We start from the raw sequence: 13651 nt of genomic DNA on the forward strand, positions 1-13651 counted from the left end.
ACTAGAGTGAGTAAGCACTCACCCACTCGTCAAGTCTGGTTGGACGGCCATGCAGCAGAAGCCCACCCGGGCCCGCATCCTCGACGCGGCCCACGAACTCATGTTCACCCTCGGCCTCGCCCGCGCCACCACCAAGGAGATCGCCAAGGCGGCGGGCTGCTCCGAAGCCGCGCTCTACAAGCACTTCGCGAGCAAGGAGGAGCTGTTCGTGAGCGTCCTCCAGGAGCGCCTGCCGCGCCTCAACCCGCGGCTGCGCCAGCTCATCGACGAGCCGGGGGAGCGCACCGTGGAGGAGAACCTCACCGAGATCGCCCGCCTGGCCAGCCACTTCTACGCGGAGAGCTTCCCGATCGCCGCCTCCTTGTACGCCGAGACCAAGCTCAAGCGCCGCCACGAGGACTCCATGCGGGAGATGGGCACCGGCCCCCACATGCCCATCGAGGCCCTCGACGCCTATCTGCGCGCCGAACGCGACGCGGGGCGCATCGCCCCCGACGCCGACACCTTCGCGGCCGCCTCGCTCCTGCTGGGCGCCTGCGCGCAGCGTTCCTTCGCCTATGACGCCACGGTCGGCAAGGAGCCCCCGCAGCCCGTCGACGAGTTCGCCGCGGGCCTCGCCCGCACCCTCCTGAAGGGCATCAGCTGACCGGCGGGGTCAGTCCGCCAGCCACTCGTCCACCCCGGCCAGCAGCTTGGCCCGTACGTCCTCGGGGGCTGCCGAGCCGCGCACCGACTGCCGTGCCAGCTCGGCCAGTTCGGCGTCGGTGAAGTCGTGGTGCCGGCGCGCGATCTCGTACTGGTCGGCCAGGCGCGCCCCGAAGAGCAGCGGGTCGTCGGCGCCGAGCGCCATCGGCACCCCGGCGTCGAAGAGCGTCCGCAGCGGCACGTCCTCGGGCTTCTCGTAGACGCCGAGCGCCACATTGGAGGCCGGGCACACCTCGCACGTCACGCCCCGGTCCGCGAGCCGCTTCAGGAGCCGCGGGTCCTCGGCGGCCCGCACCCCGTGCCCGATCCGCGCCGCGTGCAGGTCGTCCAGGCAGTCCCGCACCGACGAGGGACCGGTCAGCTCGCCGCCGTGCGGCGCCGCGAGCAGGCCGCCGTCGCGCGCGATGGCGAAGGCCCGGTCGAAGTCCCGGGCCATGCCCCGGCGTTCGTCGTTGGACAGGCCGAAGCCGACGATGCCCCGGTCCGCGTACCGCACGGCGAGCCGCGCCAGCGTGCGGGCGTCCAGGGGGTGCTTCATGCGGTTCGCGGCGACCAGGACGCGCATCCCGAGGCCGGTCTCGCGCGAGGCGCTCTCGACGGCGTCCAGGATGATCTCCAGGGCCGGGATCAGACCGCCCAGGCGCGGCGCGTACGAGGTCGGGTCGACCTGGATCTCCAGCCAGCCCGCCCCGTCCCGCAGATCCTCCTCCGCGGCCTCGCGCACCAGGCGCCGGATGTCGTCGGGCTCGCGCAGACAGGAGCGCGCGGCGTCGTAGAGGCGCTGGAAGCGGAACCACCCGCGCTCGTCCGTGGCCCGCAGCTTCGGTGGCTCGGCGCCGGTCAGGGCCTCCGGGAGCCGCACGCCGTACTTGTCGGCGAGCTCGAGCAGGGTGGAGGGCCGCATCGACCCGGTGAAGTGCAGGTGCAGATGGGCCTTCGGCAGCTCTCTTACGTCTCGTACACGCTCCATTCCAGGATCTTGCCGTACGGGTGCGGCGTCCCGGTAGCGGCTTTCCACCTTCGGGACCTTTCCCGAACGAAGAAACGGGCCGCCTCTCCGGAGGGAGAGACGGCCCGCACGCGCGCGTGGAACGCTGTTTTCCGCCACGAAATGCCGCGAAACGCCGAACGGCGTCGCGGACATCGGCCGCGGATCCCAGCAGTCGAGAGCCCGGCCGCGAACCTCAGTCGCGGGCCTCGGCCAGCAGCTTCTGGATCCGCGAGACGCCCTCGACGAGGTCCTCGTCGCCGAGCGCGTACGACAGGCGCAGGTAGCCCGGCGTCCCGAAGGCCTCGCCCGGAACCACCGCGACCTCGGCCTCCTCCAGGATCAGCGCGGCCAGCTCGACGGAGTCCTGCGGGCGCTTGCCGCGGATCTCCTTGCCGATGAGGCCCTTCACCGAGGGGTACGCGTAGAAGGCGCCCTCGGGCTCGGGGCAGAGCACCCCGTCGATGTCGTTGAGCATCCGCACGATGGTCTTGCGGCGCCGGTCGAAGGCCTCGCGCATCTTCTCGACGGCGACCAGGTCTCCGGAGACGGCGGCCAGTGCGGCGGCCTGCGCGACATTCGAGACGTTGGACGTGGCGTGCGACTGGAGGTTCGTCGCGGCCTTCACCACGTCCTTCGGGCCGATGATCCACCCGACGCGCCAGCCGGTCATCGCGTACGTCTTGGCGACGCCGTTGACCACGATGCACTTGTCGCGCAGCTCGGGCAGGAGCGCGGGGAGCGAGGTGAACTTCGCGTCTCCGTAGACGAGGTGCTCGTAGATCTCGTCGGTCATGACCCACAGGCCGTGCTCGACGGCCCAGCGGCCGATCGCCTCGGCGTCGGCCTCGCTGTAGACGGCGCCCGTCGGGTTCGACGGCGACACGAAGAGCACGACCTTCGTGCGCTCCGTGCGCGCGGCCTCCAGCTGCTCCACGGAGACGCGGTAGCCGGTGGTCTCGTCGGCGACGACCGCGACCGGGACACCCCCGGCGAGACGGATCGACTCCGGGTACGTCGTCCAGTAGGGGGCCGGGACGATGACCTCGTCGCCCGGGTCGAGGATCGCGGCGAACGCCTCGTAGATGGCCTGCTTGCCGCCGTTGGTCACCAGGATCTGCGACGCGTCGACCTCGTAGCCCGAGTCGCGCAGCGTCTTCGTGGCGATCGCGGCCTTGAGCTCGGGCAGCCCGCCCGCCGGCGTGTACCGGTGGAACTTCGGGTTCTTGCAGGCCTCGATGGCCGCTTCGACGATGTAGTCCGGCGTGGGGAAGTCGGGCTCACCCGCGCCGAAGCCGATCACCGGGCGCCCGGCGGCCTTGAGGGCCTTGGCCTTGGCGTCGACGGCGAGGGTGGCGGACTCGGAGATCGCGCCGATGCGCGCGGACACCCGGCGCTCGGTCGGAGGAGTAGCAGCGCTCATGACCCCATCGTTCCAGACCCGAAACGACCCCGGCACGCGGGATTCCAAGAGCATCGGAACCCTTTCTGTTCGACGGAGGGCCGCGGACCACGTACACTCACTGCTCGTTGGCCCTCACCGGCCGCTTCTTCCCGGCACACTCCGTGCACATGGGCGGATGCGGTAGGTTGGGGAAAACCAAAGGGTCGTAGCTCAATTGGTAGAGCACTGGTCTCCAAAACCAGCGGTTGGGGGTTCAAGTCCCTCCGGCCCTGCTACACACTCCTTCGCCAGGATGTGTGCGCATGTACGTACTGCAATGCACCGCCGTGCGGCTCAACCGGGCGCGGCACGGCCACGACCCGGAATCAGGTGAGGACGAGTGACGGACGCCGTGGGCTCCATCGACATGCCTGATGCCCAGGACGAGGCGCCGGACTCCAAGAAGAAGGCCCGCAAGGGCGGCAAGCGCGGCAAGAAGGGCCCCTTCGGCCGTCTCGCGCTCTTCTACCGACAGATCATCGCGGAGCTCCGCAAGGTCGTCTGGCCGACTCGCAGTCAGCTCACCACGTACACCACAGTGGTGATTGTCTTCGTCGTCATCATGATCGGCCTCGTGACCGTGATTGACTATGGCTTCAGCCACGCTGTCAAGTACATCTTCGGCTGAGCCGAGAGCGAAGGGCGCCGTTCCCGGCGCCCCTATTCGCGTGTTCCACCCCATGTATCCAGGAAGAAGCAGCCACCGTGTCTGACCCGAACCTGAACGACGCCATCGAGTCGGCGGAGTCCGTGGAGGACCAGATCGACATCGTCGAGGCGGCGGACGCCGAGGAGCCGGATCAGGCCGAAGCTGCCGACGCCGCTGCCGGCGAGCCCGCCGAAGAGGCCGCCATCCACCTGGAGGGCGACGCCGAGGCCGTCGTCGAGACCGACGAGGACGAGGACGCCGTCGCCGAGGTCGCCGACGAGGAGGAGGCCGAGCCGGTCGACCCGATCGTCGCCCTGCGCGAGGAACTCCGCACCCTCCCCGGCGAGTGGTACGTCATCCACACCTACGCCGGTTACGAGAACCGCGTGAAGACCAACCTCGAGCAGCGTGCCGTCTCGCTGAACGTCGAGGACTTCATCTTCCAGGCCGAGGTGCCGCAGGAAGAGGTCGCGCAGATCAAGAACGGCGAGCGCAAGACCATCCGTCAGAACAAGCTCCCCGGCTACGTGCTGGTGCGCATGGACCTGACGAACGAGTCCTGGGGCGTCGTCCGCAACACCCCCGGCGTCACCGGCTTCGTGGGCAACGCCTACGACCCGTACCCGCTGACCCTGGACGAGATCGTCAAGATGCTCGCCCCGGAGGCCGAGGAGAAGGCCGCCCGCGAGGCCGCCGAGGCCGAGGGCAAGCCCGCTCCGCAGCGCAAGGTCGAGGTCCAGGTCCTGGACTTCGAGGTCGGCGACTCGGTCACCGTCACCGACGGCCCGTTCGCGACGCTGCAGGCGACGATCAACGAGATCAACGCCGACTCGAAGAAGGTCAAGGGCCTCGTCGAGATCTTCGGTCGCGAGACCCCGGTCGAGCTCAGCTTCGACCAGATCCAGAAGAACTAGCTTCCGCTGGAACATACGCTTCCGACCAGGTCAGACAGGCTGCCAAAGCCGGTCTGACCTGCTCGGTTTTTAGCTGCGCGACTATACCCGTTATCGTTGTGCGGTATGCCTCCATCCGGATGACCGGATGGCCGGCTGAAAACTCTCACTAGGACCCGGAGAGAGCAATGCCTCCCAAGAAGAAGAAGGTCACGGGGCTGATCAAGCTCCAGATCCAGGCTGGTGCCGCCAACCCGGCCCCGCCGGTCGGTCCCGCGCTGGGCCAGCACGGCGTCAACATCATGGAGTTCTGCAAGGCCTACAACGCCGCGACCGAGTCGCAGCGTGGCTGGGTGATCCCGGTGGAGATCACGGTCTACGAAGACCGCTCCTTCACCTTCGTCACCAAGACGCCGCCGGCCGCCAAGATGATCCTCAAGGCCGCTGGTGTCGAGAAGGGCTCCGGCGAGCCCCACAAGACCAAGGTCGCCAAGGTCACCGAGGCGCAGATCCGCGAGATCGCGCAGACCAAGATGGAAGACCTCAACGCCAACGACCTGGACGCCGCGTCGAAGATCATCGCCGGCACCGCCCGTTCCATGGGCATCACGGTCGAGGGCTGAGCCTCCTCCCCGTCTGACCTTTCTCAGTGGTAGGGCCAAGCGCTGGCCCGCACCACGACTCCATACCTGAACCACACCAGGAGCAGAAGTGAAGCGCAGCAAGACTCTCCGCGCTGCGGACGCCAAGATCGACCGGGAGAAGCTGTACGCCCCGCTCGAGGCCGTCCGTCTCGCCAAGGAGACCTCCGCGACCAAGTTCGACGGCACCGTCGAGGTCGCCATGCGTCTGGGCGTCGACCCGCGCAAGGCCGACCAGATGGTCCGTGGCACCGTGAACCTCCCGCACGGCACCGGCAAGACCGCCCGGGTCCTGGTCTTCGCGACCGGTGACCGTGCTGCGGCCGCGGAAGCCGCTGGGGCCGACATCGTCGGCGCCGACGAGCTCATCGACGAGGTCGCCAAGGGTCGCCTGGACTTCGACGCCGTCGTCGCCACCCCGGACCTCATGGGCAAGGTCGGCCGCCTCGGCCGCGTGCTCGGTCCGCGTGGTCTGATGCCGAACCCGAAGACCGGCACCGTCACCCCCGACGTCGTGAAGGCTGTCAACGACATCAAGGGCGGCAAGATCGAGTTCCGCGTCGACAAGCACTCGAACCTGCACTTCATCATCGGCAAGGTGTCCTTCGACGACACCAAGCTGGTGGAGAACTACGCCGCGGCCCTGGAGGAGATCCTCCGTCTGAAGCCGTCGGCCGCCAAGGGCCGTTACATCAAGAAGGCCGCCATCACCACCACGATGGGCCCCGGCATTCCGCTGGACTCGAACCGCACCCGCAACCTCCTCGTCGAGGAGGACCCGGCCGCCGTCTGATCCTGACGGCAGCCGCGTCGCGTACGCGTTCTGTGGACGGGCCCCGCAACCTTTCGAGGTGCGGGGCCCGTCCTGTTTGTGTACGGGCTTTTGGGACAGACCTGTCAGCGGCCTGCGCTAGCGTGCAGGCTCACCACGAACGCCAAGGGGTGGGACTAGATGAACAGCACGACCATGCGCCGCGCCGGTCTCTCGATAGCCGTGGCCGCCGCTCTGACGGGTGTCGCGGCCTGCGGTTCGGGCGGCTCCGGGGGGTCCTCCGACAAGGCTGACGGCGGCAAGGACAAGGGCGGCATCAGCGTCAGCCCGCTCGCCGCCCTGCGCACCGTGGAGAAGACGACCGACCAGGCCGACACCGCCCGGGTCGACGGCACGACCACCATGGGCACGCAGTCGACCATGGACATGAAGGGCGTCATGGGCTGGAAGGACGGCATCACGGGCAACGTGACGGTCACCTTCACCGGCGGTACGCAGGCCCAGCAGATGAAGCAGCTCGGCCAGTCGAAGATCGACTACCGCTATCTGAAGAACGGCTTCTACGCCAACATGGGCGACACCTTCGCCGCCCAGGCCGGCGGCGGCAAGCACTGGCTCGAGTACGACTACGACGCGCTCGCCGAGATGAGCGGTGCCGCGGGCCAGGCGTTCAAGGACCAGATGCAGAACACCACCCCGAACCAGTCGGTGAAGATGCTGCTGGCCTCCGGCGACGTGAAGCGCGTCGGCGAGGAGGAGGTCCGCGGCACCAAGGCGACCCACTACTCCGGCAAGGTCGACGTCGCCGACTTCACGGCCAAGAGCACGAACCTCGACGAGGACCAACTGGCCGAGCTGAAGAAGCAGTTCGAGCAGACCGGCATGACGACCGAGTCGATCGACATCTGGGTCAACGACGACGACCTGCTGGTCAAGAAGATCGAGAAGGCCGACACCAAGAACGGCGCCTTCGAGCAGACGGCGTACTACAGCGACTACGGCACGCGGCTGGACGTCCAGAAGCCCCCGGCCTCGGACACCATGAGCTTCAAGGACCTCATGAACAAGCAGCCCGCCGTCTGACCGGCAAAGAACCCACAGGCCTCGTCCCTCACCCCTCAGGTACCCTCGGCACTCAGAAATGTGTCGATCATGTGTTCCTAGGGGTGGGGTCATGACTGTTGATGTAGTGCGTGGACGCGCGGGTCGCCGGCGTGCGGTGGGCGCCGTGCTCACCACGGCGGTGCTGTGTACCGGCGCGGTCGCCTGCGGCGGCGACGACAAGGCCGACAAGGGGGCGGGGGACTCGGGCAAGACCCAGTCCCGGTCGCAGGTCGCCGAGGTCATCACGGCCGCGTACAAGAAGACCTCGGCCGCCAAGTCGGCCAAGGTCGAGATGACGATGTCGATGCCGGCCGCGATGGACGGCGGCGGCGACATGAAGATGTCCGGTGTCATGGGCTGGGACCCGACGGTCATGGACGTGACCATGACGGGCTCGGCGCTCACCGAGGGCGACCCCGACGCCCCGGAGAAGGTCCGCATGCTCTGGCGCGACAACGTGATGTACATGGACATGGGCGCCGCCGCGGCCAAGGACATGGACGGCAAGCGCTGGATGAAGATGGACCTCAACGCCATCGCCGAGCAGGCGGGCGACGAGAAGATGGCGAAGCAGATGACCAGCGGCCTGGACAGCATGAACCAGGACCCCGCGGCGCAGCTCGCGATGCTCCTGGAGTCGCCGAACCTGAAGCACGTCGGCCCCGCGAAGGTCGACGGCGTCCAGACCCAGCGCTACAAGGGCCGTCTCTCCGTCAAGGAGATGATGAACACGAACAAGAACCTCGACGACCTGCTCAGCAAGAGCGAGCGCGAGAAGCTGTTCAAGAACATCGAGAAGAGCGGCATCAAGGGCTACGACACCGAGGTCTGGGTCAACGAGGACGACCTGCCCGTCCGCATGGACATCGACATCAAGAGCCCCGAGGGCACGATGAAGATGTCGCAGACCTTCTCCGACTACGGCGCCACCGCGAAGGTGACCGCGCCCCCGGCCGGTCAGACCTTCGACCTGATGGAGATGTTCAAGGAGATCGGCAAGGCCGGCGGGGGTGCCGGCGCCGGCGCGGACAGCGGCCTCTGAGCGGCTTTCCGGCCGTCTTCCGACGGCCTTCCCGCCGCCCTCCGGGCGGCCTTCTGACCGGATTTGCTTGACGCGGACCCGTTCGCGTACTCTTCCACAGAAGCCAAAGACCGCTGGTCGTTGCTGTGCTCTCGCAAGAGTGTTCAGTGACCGAAGGATCCGTTGAATTGCGGACGACCCGCGCAGGTGACTGTGGAAGTGCTCCCGGATTCCGTCCGGTCGAGCTCACGCCCCGTGCGCCTGCGCCGGGGCGTTTCGTTTTCCCAGCCTCCTTTTGAGCGGTCCTCATCACCCGGAAGGAGGCCGACGCTCTATGCCGACGCCCGACAAGGCTGCCGCGGTAGCCGAGCTCACGGACAAGTTCCGCAGCTCGAACGCCGCCGTGCTGACCGAGTACCGGGGTCTCACCGTGGCCCAGCTCAAGCAGCTGCGCCGCTCCCTCGGTGAGAACTCCGAGTACGCCGTGGTGAAGAACACGCTGACCAAGATCGCGGCCAACGAGGCCGGGATCAACACGCTGGACGACCTCTTCACGGGTCCGACGGCGGTCGCCTTCGTCACCGGTGACCCGGTGGAGTCGGCGAAGGGTCTTCGTGACTTCGCCAAGGAGAACCCGAACCTCGTCATCAAGGGCGGTGTCCTTGACGGCAAGGCACTCTCCGCCGACGAGATCAAGAAGCTTGCGGACCTCGAGTCCCGCGAGGTTCTGCTCAGCAAGCTGGCCGGCGCGTTCAAGGGCAAGCAGTCGCAGGCTGCCTCTGTCTTCCAGGCGCTGCCGTCGAAGTTCGTCCGCACCGCGGAGGCGCTTCGTGCCAAGCAGGCCGAGCAGGGCGGTGCCGAGTAACTCGGCTCGCGCATTGACCACCGCCGCGCAGGCGGAGGTCGTAGCGGGCCGAACGTACGCCCGCCTCACATGTACATCCGGCACCAGCCGAATGAGTGGAAGGACGCCATCATGGCGAAGCTGTCCCAGGACGACCTGCTCGCGCAGTTCGAAGAGATGACCCTCATCGAGCTCTCCGAGTTCGTGAAGGCCTTCGAGGAGAAGTTCGACGTCACCGCCGCTGCTGCCGCGCCGGTCGTCGTCGCCGGTGGTGCCGCTGGTGGCGCCGCCGAGGCCGTCGAGGAGAAGGACGAGTTCGACGTCATCCTCACCGGCGCCGGTGACAAGAAGATCCAGGTCATCAAGGTCGTGCGTGAGCTGACCTCCCTGGGTCTGAAGGAGGCCAAGGACCTCGTCGACGGCACCCCGAAGCCGGTCCTCGAGAAGGTCGCCAAGGACGCCGCGGACAAGGCCAAGGAGGCCCTCGAGGGCGCCGGCGCCTCCGTCGAGGTCAAGTGACCTCAGGAGTCGTCCGACTCTTTTCACCCGTCGTAGCGGAAACGCTGTAACGAACGGGTCGCCTAGGGCGATCACCCATGTGGGTGGTCGCCTTTCGGCGTTCCCGGGGGCTCTCGTGGCGGGTGCCTTGCGCTGTCGGTCGCGGCGAGTATGGTGATCTTCGTTGTGCCTCCTGACGGCCCGTGACGGTGACGATCTCGGGGCCTTGTCGGGGCCCAGTCGGGGCAGGGGGGCCTTGACGAACCGCACGCAGCGCGCAATTCTCAGGACGCGTCGTCACAACGATCCGCATCCGAGGCATGGATCGGCGACGAAGAGGGCAGTATCGATGTGCGTTGAGGACGTGGCTTGCCGCAGGTGTTGAGAACAACGAGGGTCTCCAGAAACCCGCACTGGACATCAGTGGGCCAACTGGCTACACTGACCCTTTGCGCTGCCTGTTAGCTGCCTCCTGCCCGTCACCAGGGGCATGCCCATGCTTCAGCACCGTGGACTGAAACTTCCCTGACCTGGGATTTCTGTCTCTGTGTCCAGCCTGGGACCGGTACGCGCGTAGTGAGTCCGAGCCCTCGGAAGGACCCCCTCTTGGCCGCCTCGCGCACTGCCTCGACCGCGAATACGAACAACGGCGCAAGCACCGCCCCGCTGCGCATCTCCTTTGCAAAGATCAAGGAGCCCCTCGAGGTTCCGAACCTTCTTGCGCTGCAGACCGAGAGCTTTGACTGGCTGCTCGGCAATGACGCGTGGAAGGCTCGTGTCGAGGCGGCTCTGGACAGCGGACAGAACGTCCCCACCAAGTCCGGTCTGGAAGAGATCTTCGAGGAGATCTCGCCGATCGAGGACTTCTCCGGGTCGATGTCCCTGACGTTCCGCGACCACCGCTTCGAGCCTCCGAAGAACTCGATCGACGAGTGCAAGGAGCGCGACTTCACGTACGCCGCCCCGCTCTTCGTCACCGCCGAGTTCACCAACAACGAGACCGGCGAGATCAAGTCCCAGACGGTCTTCATGGGTGACTTCCCGCTCATGACGAACAAGGGCACCTTCGTCATCAACGGCACCGAGCGTGTCGTCGTGTCGCAGCTCGTCCGTTCGCCCGGTGTCTACTTCGACTCCTCCATCGACAAGACGTCCGACAAGGACATCTTCTCGGCCAAGGTCATCCCGTCCCGCGGTGCCTGGCTCGAGATGGAGATCGACAAGCGCGACATGGTCGGTGTGCGCATCGACCGCAAGCGCAAGCAGTCCGTCACCGTCCTCCTCAAGGCCCTCGGTTGGACGACCGAGCAGATCCTGGAGGAGTTCGGCGAGTACGAGTCCATGCGCGCCACCCTGGAGAAGGACCACACCCAGGGTCAGGACGACGCGCTGCTCGACATCTACCGCAAGCTGCGTCCGGGCGAGCCCCCGACCCGTGAGGCCGCGCAGACGCTGCTCGAGAACCTGTACTTCAACCCGAAGCGCTACGACCTCGCGAAGGTCGGCCGCTACAAGGTGAACAAGAAGCTCGGCGCCGACGAGCCGCTGGACGCGGGTGTCCTCACCACGGACGACATCATCGCGACCATCAAGTACCTGGTGAAGCTGCACGCCGGTGAGACTGAGACGGTCGGCGAGTCCGGCCGCAACATCATGGTCGAGACCGACGACATCGACCACTTCGGCAACCGTCGTATCCGTAACGTCGGCGAGCTGATCCAGAACCAGGTCCGCACGGGTCTCGCCCGTATGGAGCGCGTCGTGCGCGAGCGCATGACGACCCAGGACGTCGAGGCCATCACGCCGCAGACCCTGATCAACATCCGCCCGGTCGTGGCGTCGATCAAGGAGTTCTTCGGCACCTCGCAGCTGTCGCAGTTCATGGACCAGAACAACCCGCTGTCGGGGCTGACGCACAAGCGTCGTCTGAACGCCCTCGGCCCGGGTGGTCTCTCCCGTGAGCGGGCCGGCTTCGAGGTCCGAGACGTGCACCCGTCCCACTACGGCCGCATGTGCCCGATCGAGACGCCCGAAGGCCCGAACATCGGTCTGATCGGTTCGCTCGCCTCGTACGGCCGCATCAACGCGTTCGGCTTCATCGAGACGCCGTACCGCAAGGTCACCGACGGAGTCGTCGGCGACGACGTCGACTACCTGACGGCCGACGAGGAAGACCACTTCGTCATCGCCCAGGCCAACGCGCCGCTGACCGACGAGCTCCGGTTCGCCGAGGCCCGCGTCCTGGTCCGCCGCCGCGGCGGCGAGGTCGACTACGTCCCCGGTGACGACGTCGACTACATGGACGTCTCGCCGCGCCAGATGGTGTCGGTCGCGACCGCCATGATCCCGTTCCTCGAGCACGACGACGCCAACCGTGCCCTCATGGGCGCGAACATGATGCGCCAGTCCGTGCCGCTCATCAAGGCCGAGGCGCCGCTCGTCGGCACCGGCATGGAGTACCGCTGCGCCACCGACGCCGGTGACGTGATCAAGGCCGAGAAGGCGGGTGTCGTCCAGGAGGTCTCCGCGGACTACGTCACCGTCACCAACGACGACGGCACGTACACCACGTACCGCGTCGCGAAGTTCTCGCGCTCCAACCAGGGCACCTCGGTCAACCAGAAGGTCGTCGTCGACGAGGGCGCCCGCGTGATCGAGGGCCAGGTCCTGGCCGACGGTCCCGCCACCGAAGAGGGCGAGATGGCCCTCGGTAAGAACCTGCTCGTGGCGTTCATGCCGTGGGAGGGTCACAACTACGAGGACGCGATCATCCTGTCGCAGCGCCTCGTGCAGGACGACGTCCTCTCCTCGATCCACATCGAGGAGCACGAGGTCGACGCCCGTGACACCAAGCTCGGCCCCGAGGAGATCACCCGGGACATCCCGAACGTCTCCGAGGAGGTCCTCGCCGACCTCGACGAGCGCGGCATCATCCGCATCGGCGCCGAGGTCATCGCCGGCGACATCCTCGTCGGCAAGGTCACGCCCAAGGGTGAGACCGAGCTGACCCCGGAGGAGCGTCTGCTCCGCGCGATCTTCGGTGAGAAGGCGCGCGAGGTCCGTGACACCTCCCTGAAGGTGCCGCACGGCGAGACCGGCAAGGTCATCGGCGTCCGCGTCTTCGACCGTGAAGAGGGCGACGAGCTGCCGCCGGGCGTGAACCAGCTGGTTCGTGTCTACGTGGCGCAGAAGCGCAAGATCACGGACGGTGACAAGCTCGCCGGCCGTCACGGCAACAAGGGCGTCATCTCGAAGATCCTTCCGATCGAGGACATGCCGTTCCTCGAGGACGGAACTCCGGTCGACATCATCCTGAACCCGCTGGGTGTGCCGTCCCGAATGAACCCGGGACAGGTCCTGGAGATCCACCTCGGCTGGCTCGCCAGCCGCGGCTGGGACGTCTCCGGTCTCGCGGACGAGTGGGCGCAGCGCCTGCAGGCCATCGGTGCCGACCAGGTCGCCCCGGGCACGAACGTCGCCACCCCCGTCTTCGACGGTGCGCGTGAGGACGAGCTCGCCGGTCTGCTGCAGCACACGATCCCGAACCGCGACGGCGAGCGCATGGTGCTTCCGTCCGGCAAGGCGCAGCTGTTCGACGGCCGCTCCGGCGAGCCGTTCCCGGACCCGATCTCGGTCGGGTACATGTACATCCTCAAGCTGCACCACCTGGTCGACGACAAGCTGCACGCCCGCTCGACCGGTCCGTACTCGATGATCACCCAGCAGCCGCTGGGTGGTAAGGCTCAGTTCGGTGGTCAGCGCTTCGGTGAGATGGAGGTGTGGGCGCTGGAGGCTTACGGCGCCGCGTACGCCCTCCAGGAGCTGCTGACGATCAAGTCCGACGACGTGACCGGCCGCGTGAAGGTCTACGAGGCCATCGTCAAGGGCGAGAACATCCCCGAGCCCGGCATTCCCGAGTCCTTCAAGGTGCTCATCAAGGAAATGCAGTCCCTGTGCCTCAACGTGGAGGTGCTGTCCTCGGACGGCATGTCCATCGAGATGCGCGACACCGACGAGGACGTCTTCCGCGCGGCGGAGGAGCTCGGCATCGACCTGTCCCGGCGCGAGCCGAGCAGCGTCGAAGAGGTCTGA

Annotated in this window: 12 protein-coding genes and 1 tRNA gene; 11 read left to right on the plus strand and 2 right to left on the minus strand. The window is 67.1% G+C overall.

From position 1 onward, the window contains the following. The first annotated feature begins 49 nt into the window (after nt 1-49). The gene (locus AOK22_RS09785; RefSeq protein WP_055698207.1) at nt 50-646 is read left to right on the plus strand and encodes a TetR/AcrR family transcriptional regulator; all 597 of its coding nucleotides are present in this window, start codon (nt 50-52) and stop codon (nt 644-646) included. 9 nt (nt 647-655) lie between these two features. Here AOK22_RS09785 and AOK22_RS09790 read toward each other — a convergent pair whose 3' ends face one another. After that, nucleotides 656-1675, minus strand: a complete 1020-nt coding sequence (locus AOK22_RS09790; RefSeq protein WP_055698208.1) for an adenosine deaminase — start codon at nt 1673-1675, stop codon at nt 656-658. A 214-nt stretch (nt 1676-1889) separates the two neighbouring features. Further along, complete coding sequence (locus AOK22_RS09795; RefSeq protein ID WP_055698209.1) at nt 1890-3116, minus strand: pyridoxal phosphate-dependent aminotransferase; 1227 nt, start codon at nt 3114-3116, stop codon at nt 1890-1892. Nucleotides 3117-3297: 181 nt separating this feature from the next. Here AOK22_RS09795 and AOK22_RS09800 point away from each other — a divergent pair. From AOK22_RS09800 to rpoB, 10 genes are all read left to right on the plus strand, one after another. After that, nucleotides 3298-3370 (plus strand) — tRNA-Trp (locus AOK22_RS09800). A gap of 107 nt (nt 3371-3477) precedes the next feature. Continuing rightward, nucleotides 3478-3765, plus strand: coding sequence for a preprotein translocase subunit SecE (secE, locus tag AOK22_RS09805; RefSeq protein WP_055698210.1), 288 nt, complete (start codon nt 3478-3480; stop codon nt 3763-3765). A 77-nt stretch (nt 3766-3842) separates the two neighbouring features. Beyond that, nucleotides 3843-4700: a transcription termination/antitermination protein NusG gene (nusG, locus tag AOK22_RS09810; RefSeq protein ID WP_055698211.1), complete on the plus strand. Its 858-nt coding sequence runs from the start codon at nt 3843-3845 to the stop codon at nt 4698-4700. 167 nt (nt 4701-4867) lie between these two features. Next, the gene (gene rplK / locus AOK22_RS09815) at nt 4868-5302 is read left to right on the plus strand and encodes a 50S ribosomal protein L11 (protein WP_055698212.1); all 435 of its coding nucleotides are present in this window, start codon (nt 4868-4870) and stop codon (nt 5300-5302) included. Nucleotides 5303-5390: 88 nt separating this feature from the next. Further along, on the plus strand, nt 5391-6113 hold the full coding sequence (rplA, locus tag AOK22_RS09820; protein WP_055698213.1) for a 50S ribosomal protein L1: 723 nt from the start codon (nt 5391-5393) through the stop codon (nt 6111-6113). 159 nt (nt 6114-6272) lie between these two features. Continuing rightward, entirely contained in the window at nt 6273-7175 is a 903-nt protein-coding gene (locus tag AOK22_RS09825) for an SCO4651 family lipoprotein (RefSeq protein WP_055698214.1), read from the plus strand. A gap of 91 nt (nt 7176-7266) precedes the next feature. Further along, nucleotides 7267-8238, plus strand: a complete 972-nt coding sequence (locus tag AOK22_RS09830) for an SCO4651 family lipoprotein (protein WP_055698215.1) — start codon at nt 7267-7269, stop codon at nt 8236-8238. A 313-nt stretch (nt 8239-8551) separates the two neighbouring features. Next, nucleotides 8552-9082 carry a 50S ribosomal protein L10 gene (rplJ, locus tag AOK22_RS09835; RefSeq protein WP_055698216.1) on the plus strand — a complete coding sequence of 177 codons (531 nt, stop codon included), beginning with the start codon at nt 8552-8554 and terminating at the stop codon, nt 9080-9082. Between the two features lie 111 nt (nt 9083-9193). Then, complete coding sequence (gene rplL / locus AOK22_RS09840) at nt 9194-9580, plus strand: 50S ribosomal protein L7/L12 (protein ID WP_055698239.1); 387 nt, start codon at nt 9194-9196, stop codon at nt 9578-9580. Between the two features lie 585 nt (nt 9581-10165). Then, the gene (rpoB, locus tag AOK22_RS09845) at nt 10166-13651 is read left to right on the plus strand and encodes a DNA-directed RNA polymerase subunit beta (protein ID WP_055698217.1); all 3486 of its coding nucleotides are present in this window, start codon (nt 10166-10168) and stop codon (nt 13649-13651) included.

It is taken from the genome of Streptomyces silaceus (genome assembly GCF_001419745.1).
In the GTDB taxonomy this organism is placed as follows: domain Bacteria; phylum Actinomycetota; class Actinomycetes; order Streptomycetales; family Streptomycetaceae; genus Streptomyces; species Streptomyces silaceus.

What these genes read in the sequence shown, in the direction of transcription:
- AOK22_RS09785 (WP_055698207.1), top strand. Translation starts at nt 50, where the DNA reads ATGCAGCAGAAGCCCACCCGGGCCCGCATCCTCGACGCGGCCCACGAA.
- AOK22_RS09790 (WP_055698208.1), bottom strand. Translation starts at nt 1,675, where the DNA reads ATGGAGCGTGTACGAGACGTAAGAGAGCTGCCGAAGGCCCATCTGCAC.
- AOK22_RS09795 (WP_055698209.1), bottom strand. Translation starts at nt 3,116, where the DNA reads ATGAGCGCTGCTACTCCTCCGACCGAGCGCCGGGTGTCCGCGCGCATC.
- rplK (WP_055698212.1), top strand. Translation starts at nt 4,868, where the DNA reads ATGCCTCCCAAGAAGAAGAAGGTCACGGGGCTGATCAAGCTCCAGATC.
- AOK22_RS09825 (WP_055698214.1), top strand. Translation starts at nt 6,273, where the DNA reads ATGAACAGCACGACCATGCGCCGCGCCGGTCTCTCGATAGCCGTGGCC.
- AOK22_RS09830 (WP_055698215.1), top strand. Translation starts at nt 7,267, where the DNA reads ATGACTGTTGATGTAGTGCGTGGACGCGCGGGTCGCCGGCGTGCGGTG.
- rplJ (WP_055698216.1), top strand. Translation starts at nt 8,552, where the DNA reads ATGCCGACGCCCGACAAGGCTGCCGCGGTAGCCGAGCTCACGGACAAG.
- rplL (WP_055698239.1), top strand. Translation starts at nt 9,194, where the DNA reads ATGGCGAAGCTGTCCCAGGACGACCTGCTCGCGCAGTTCGAAGAGATG.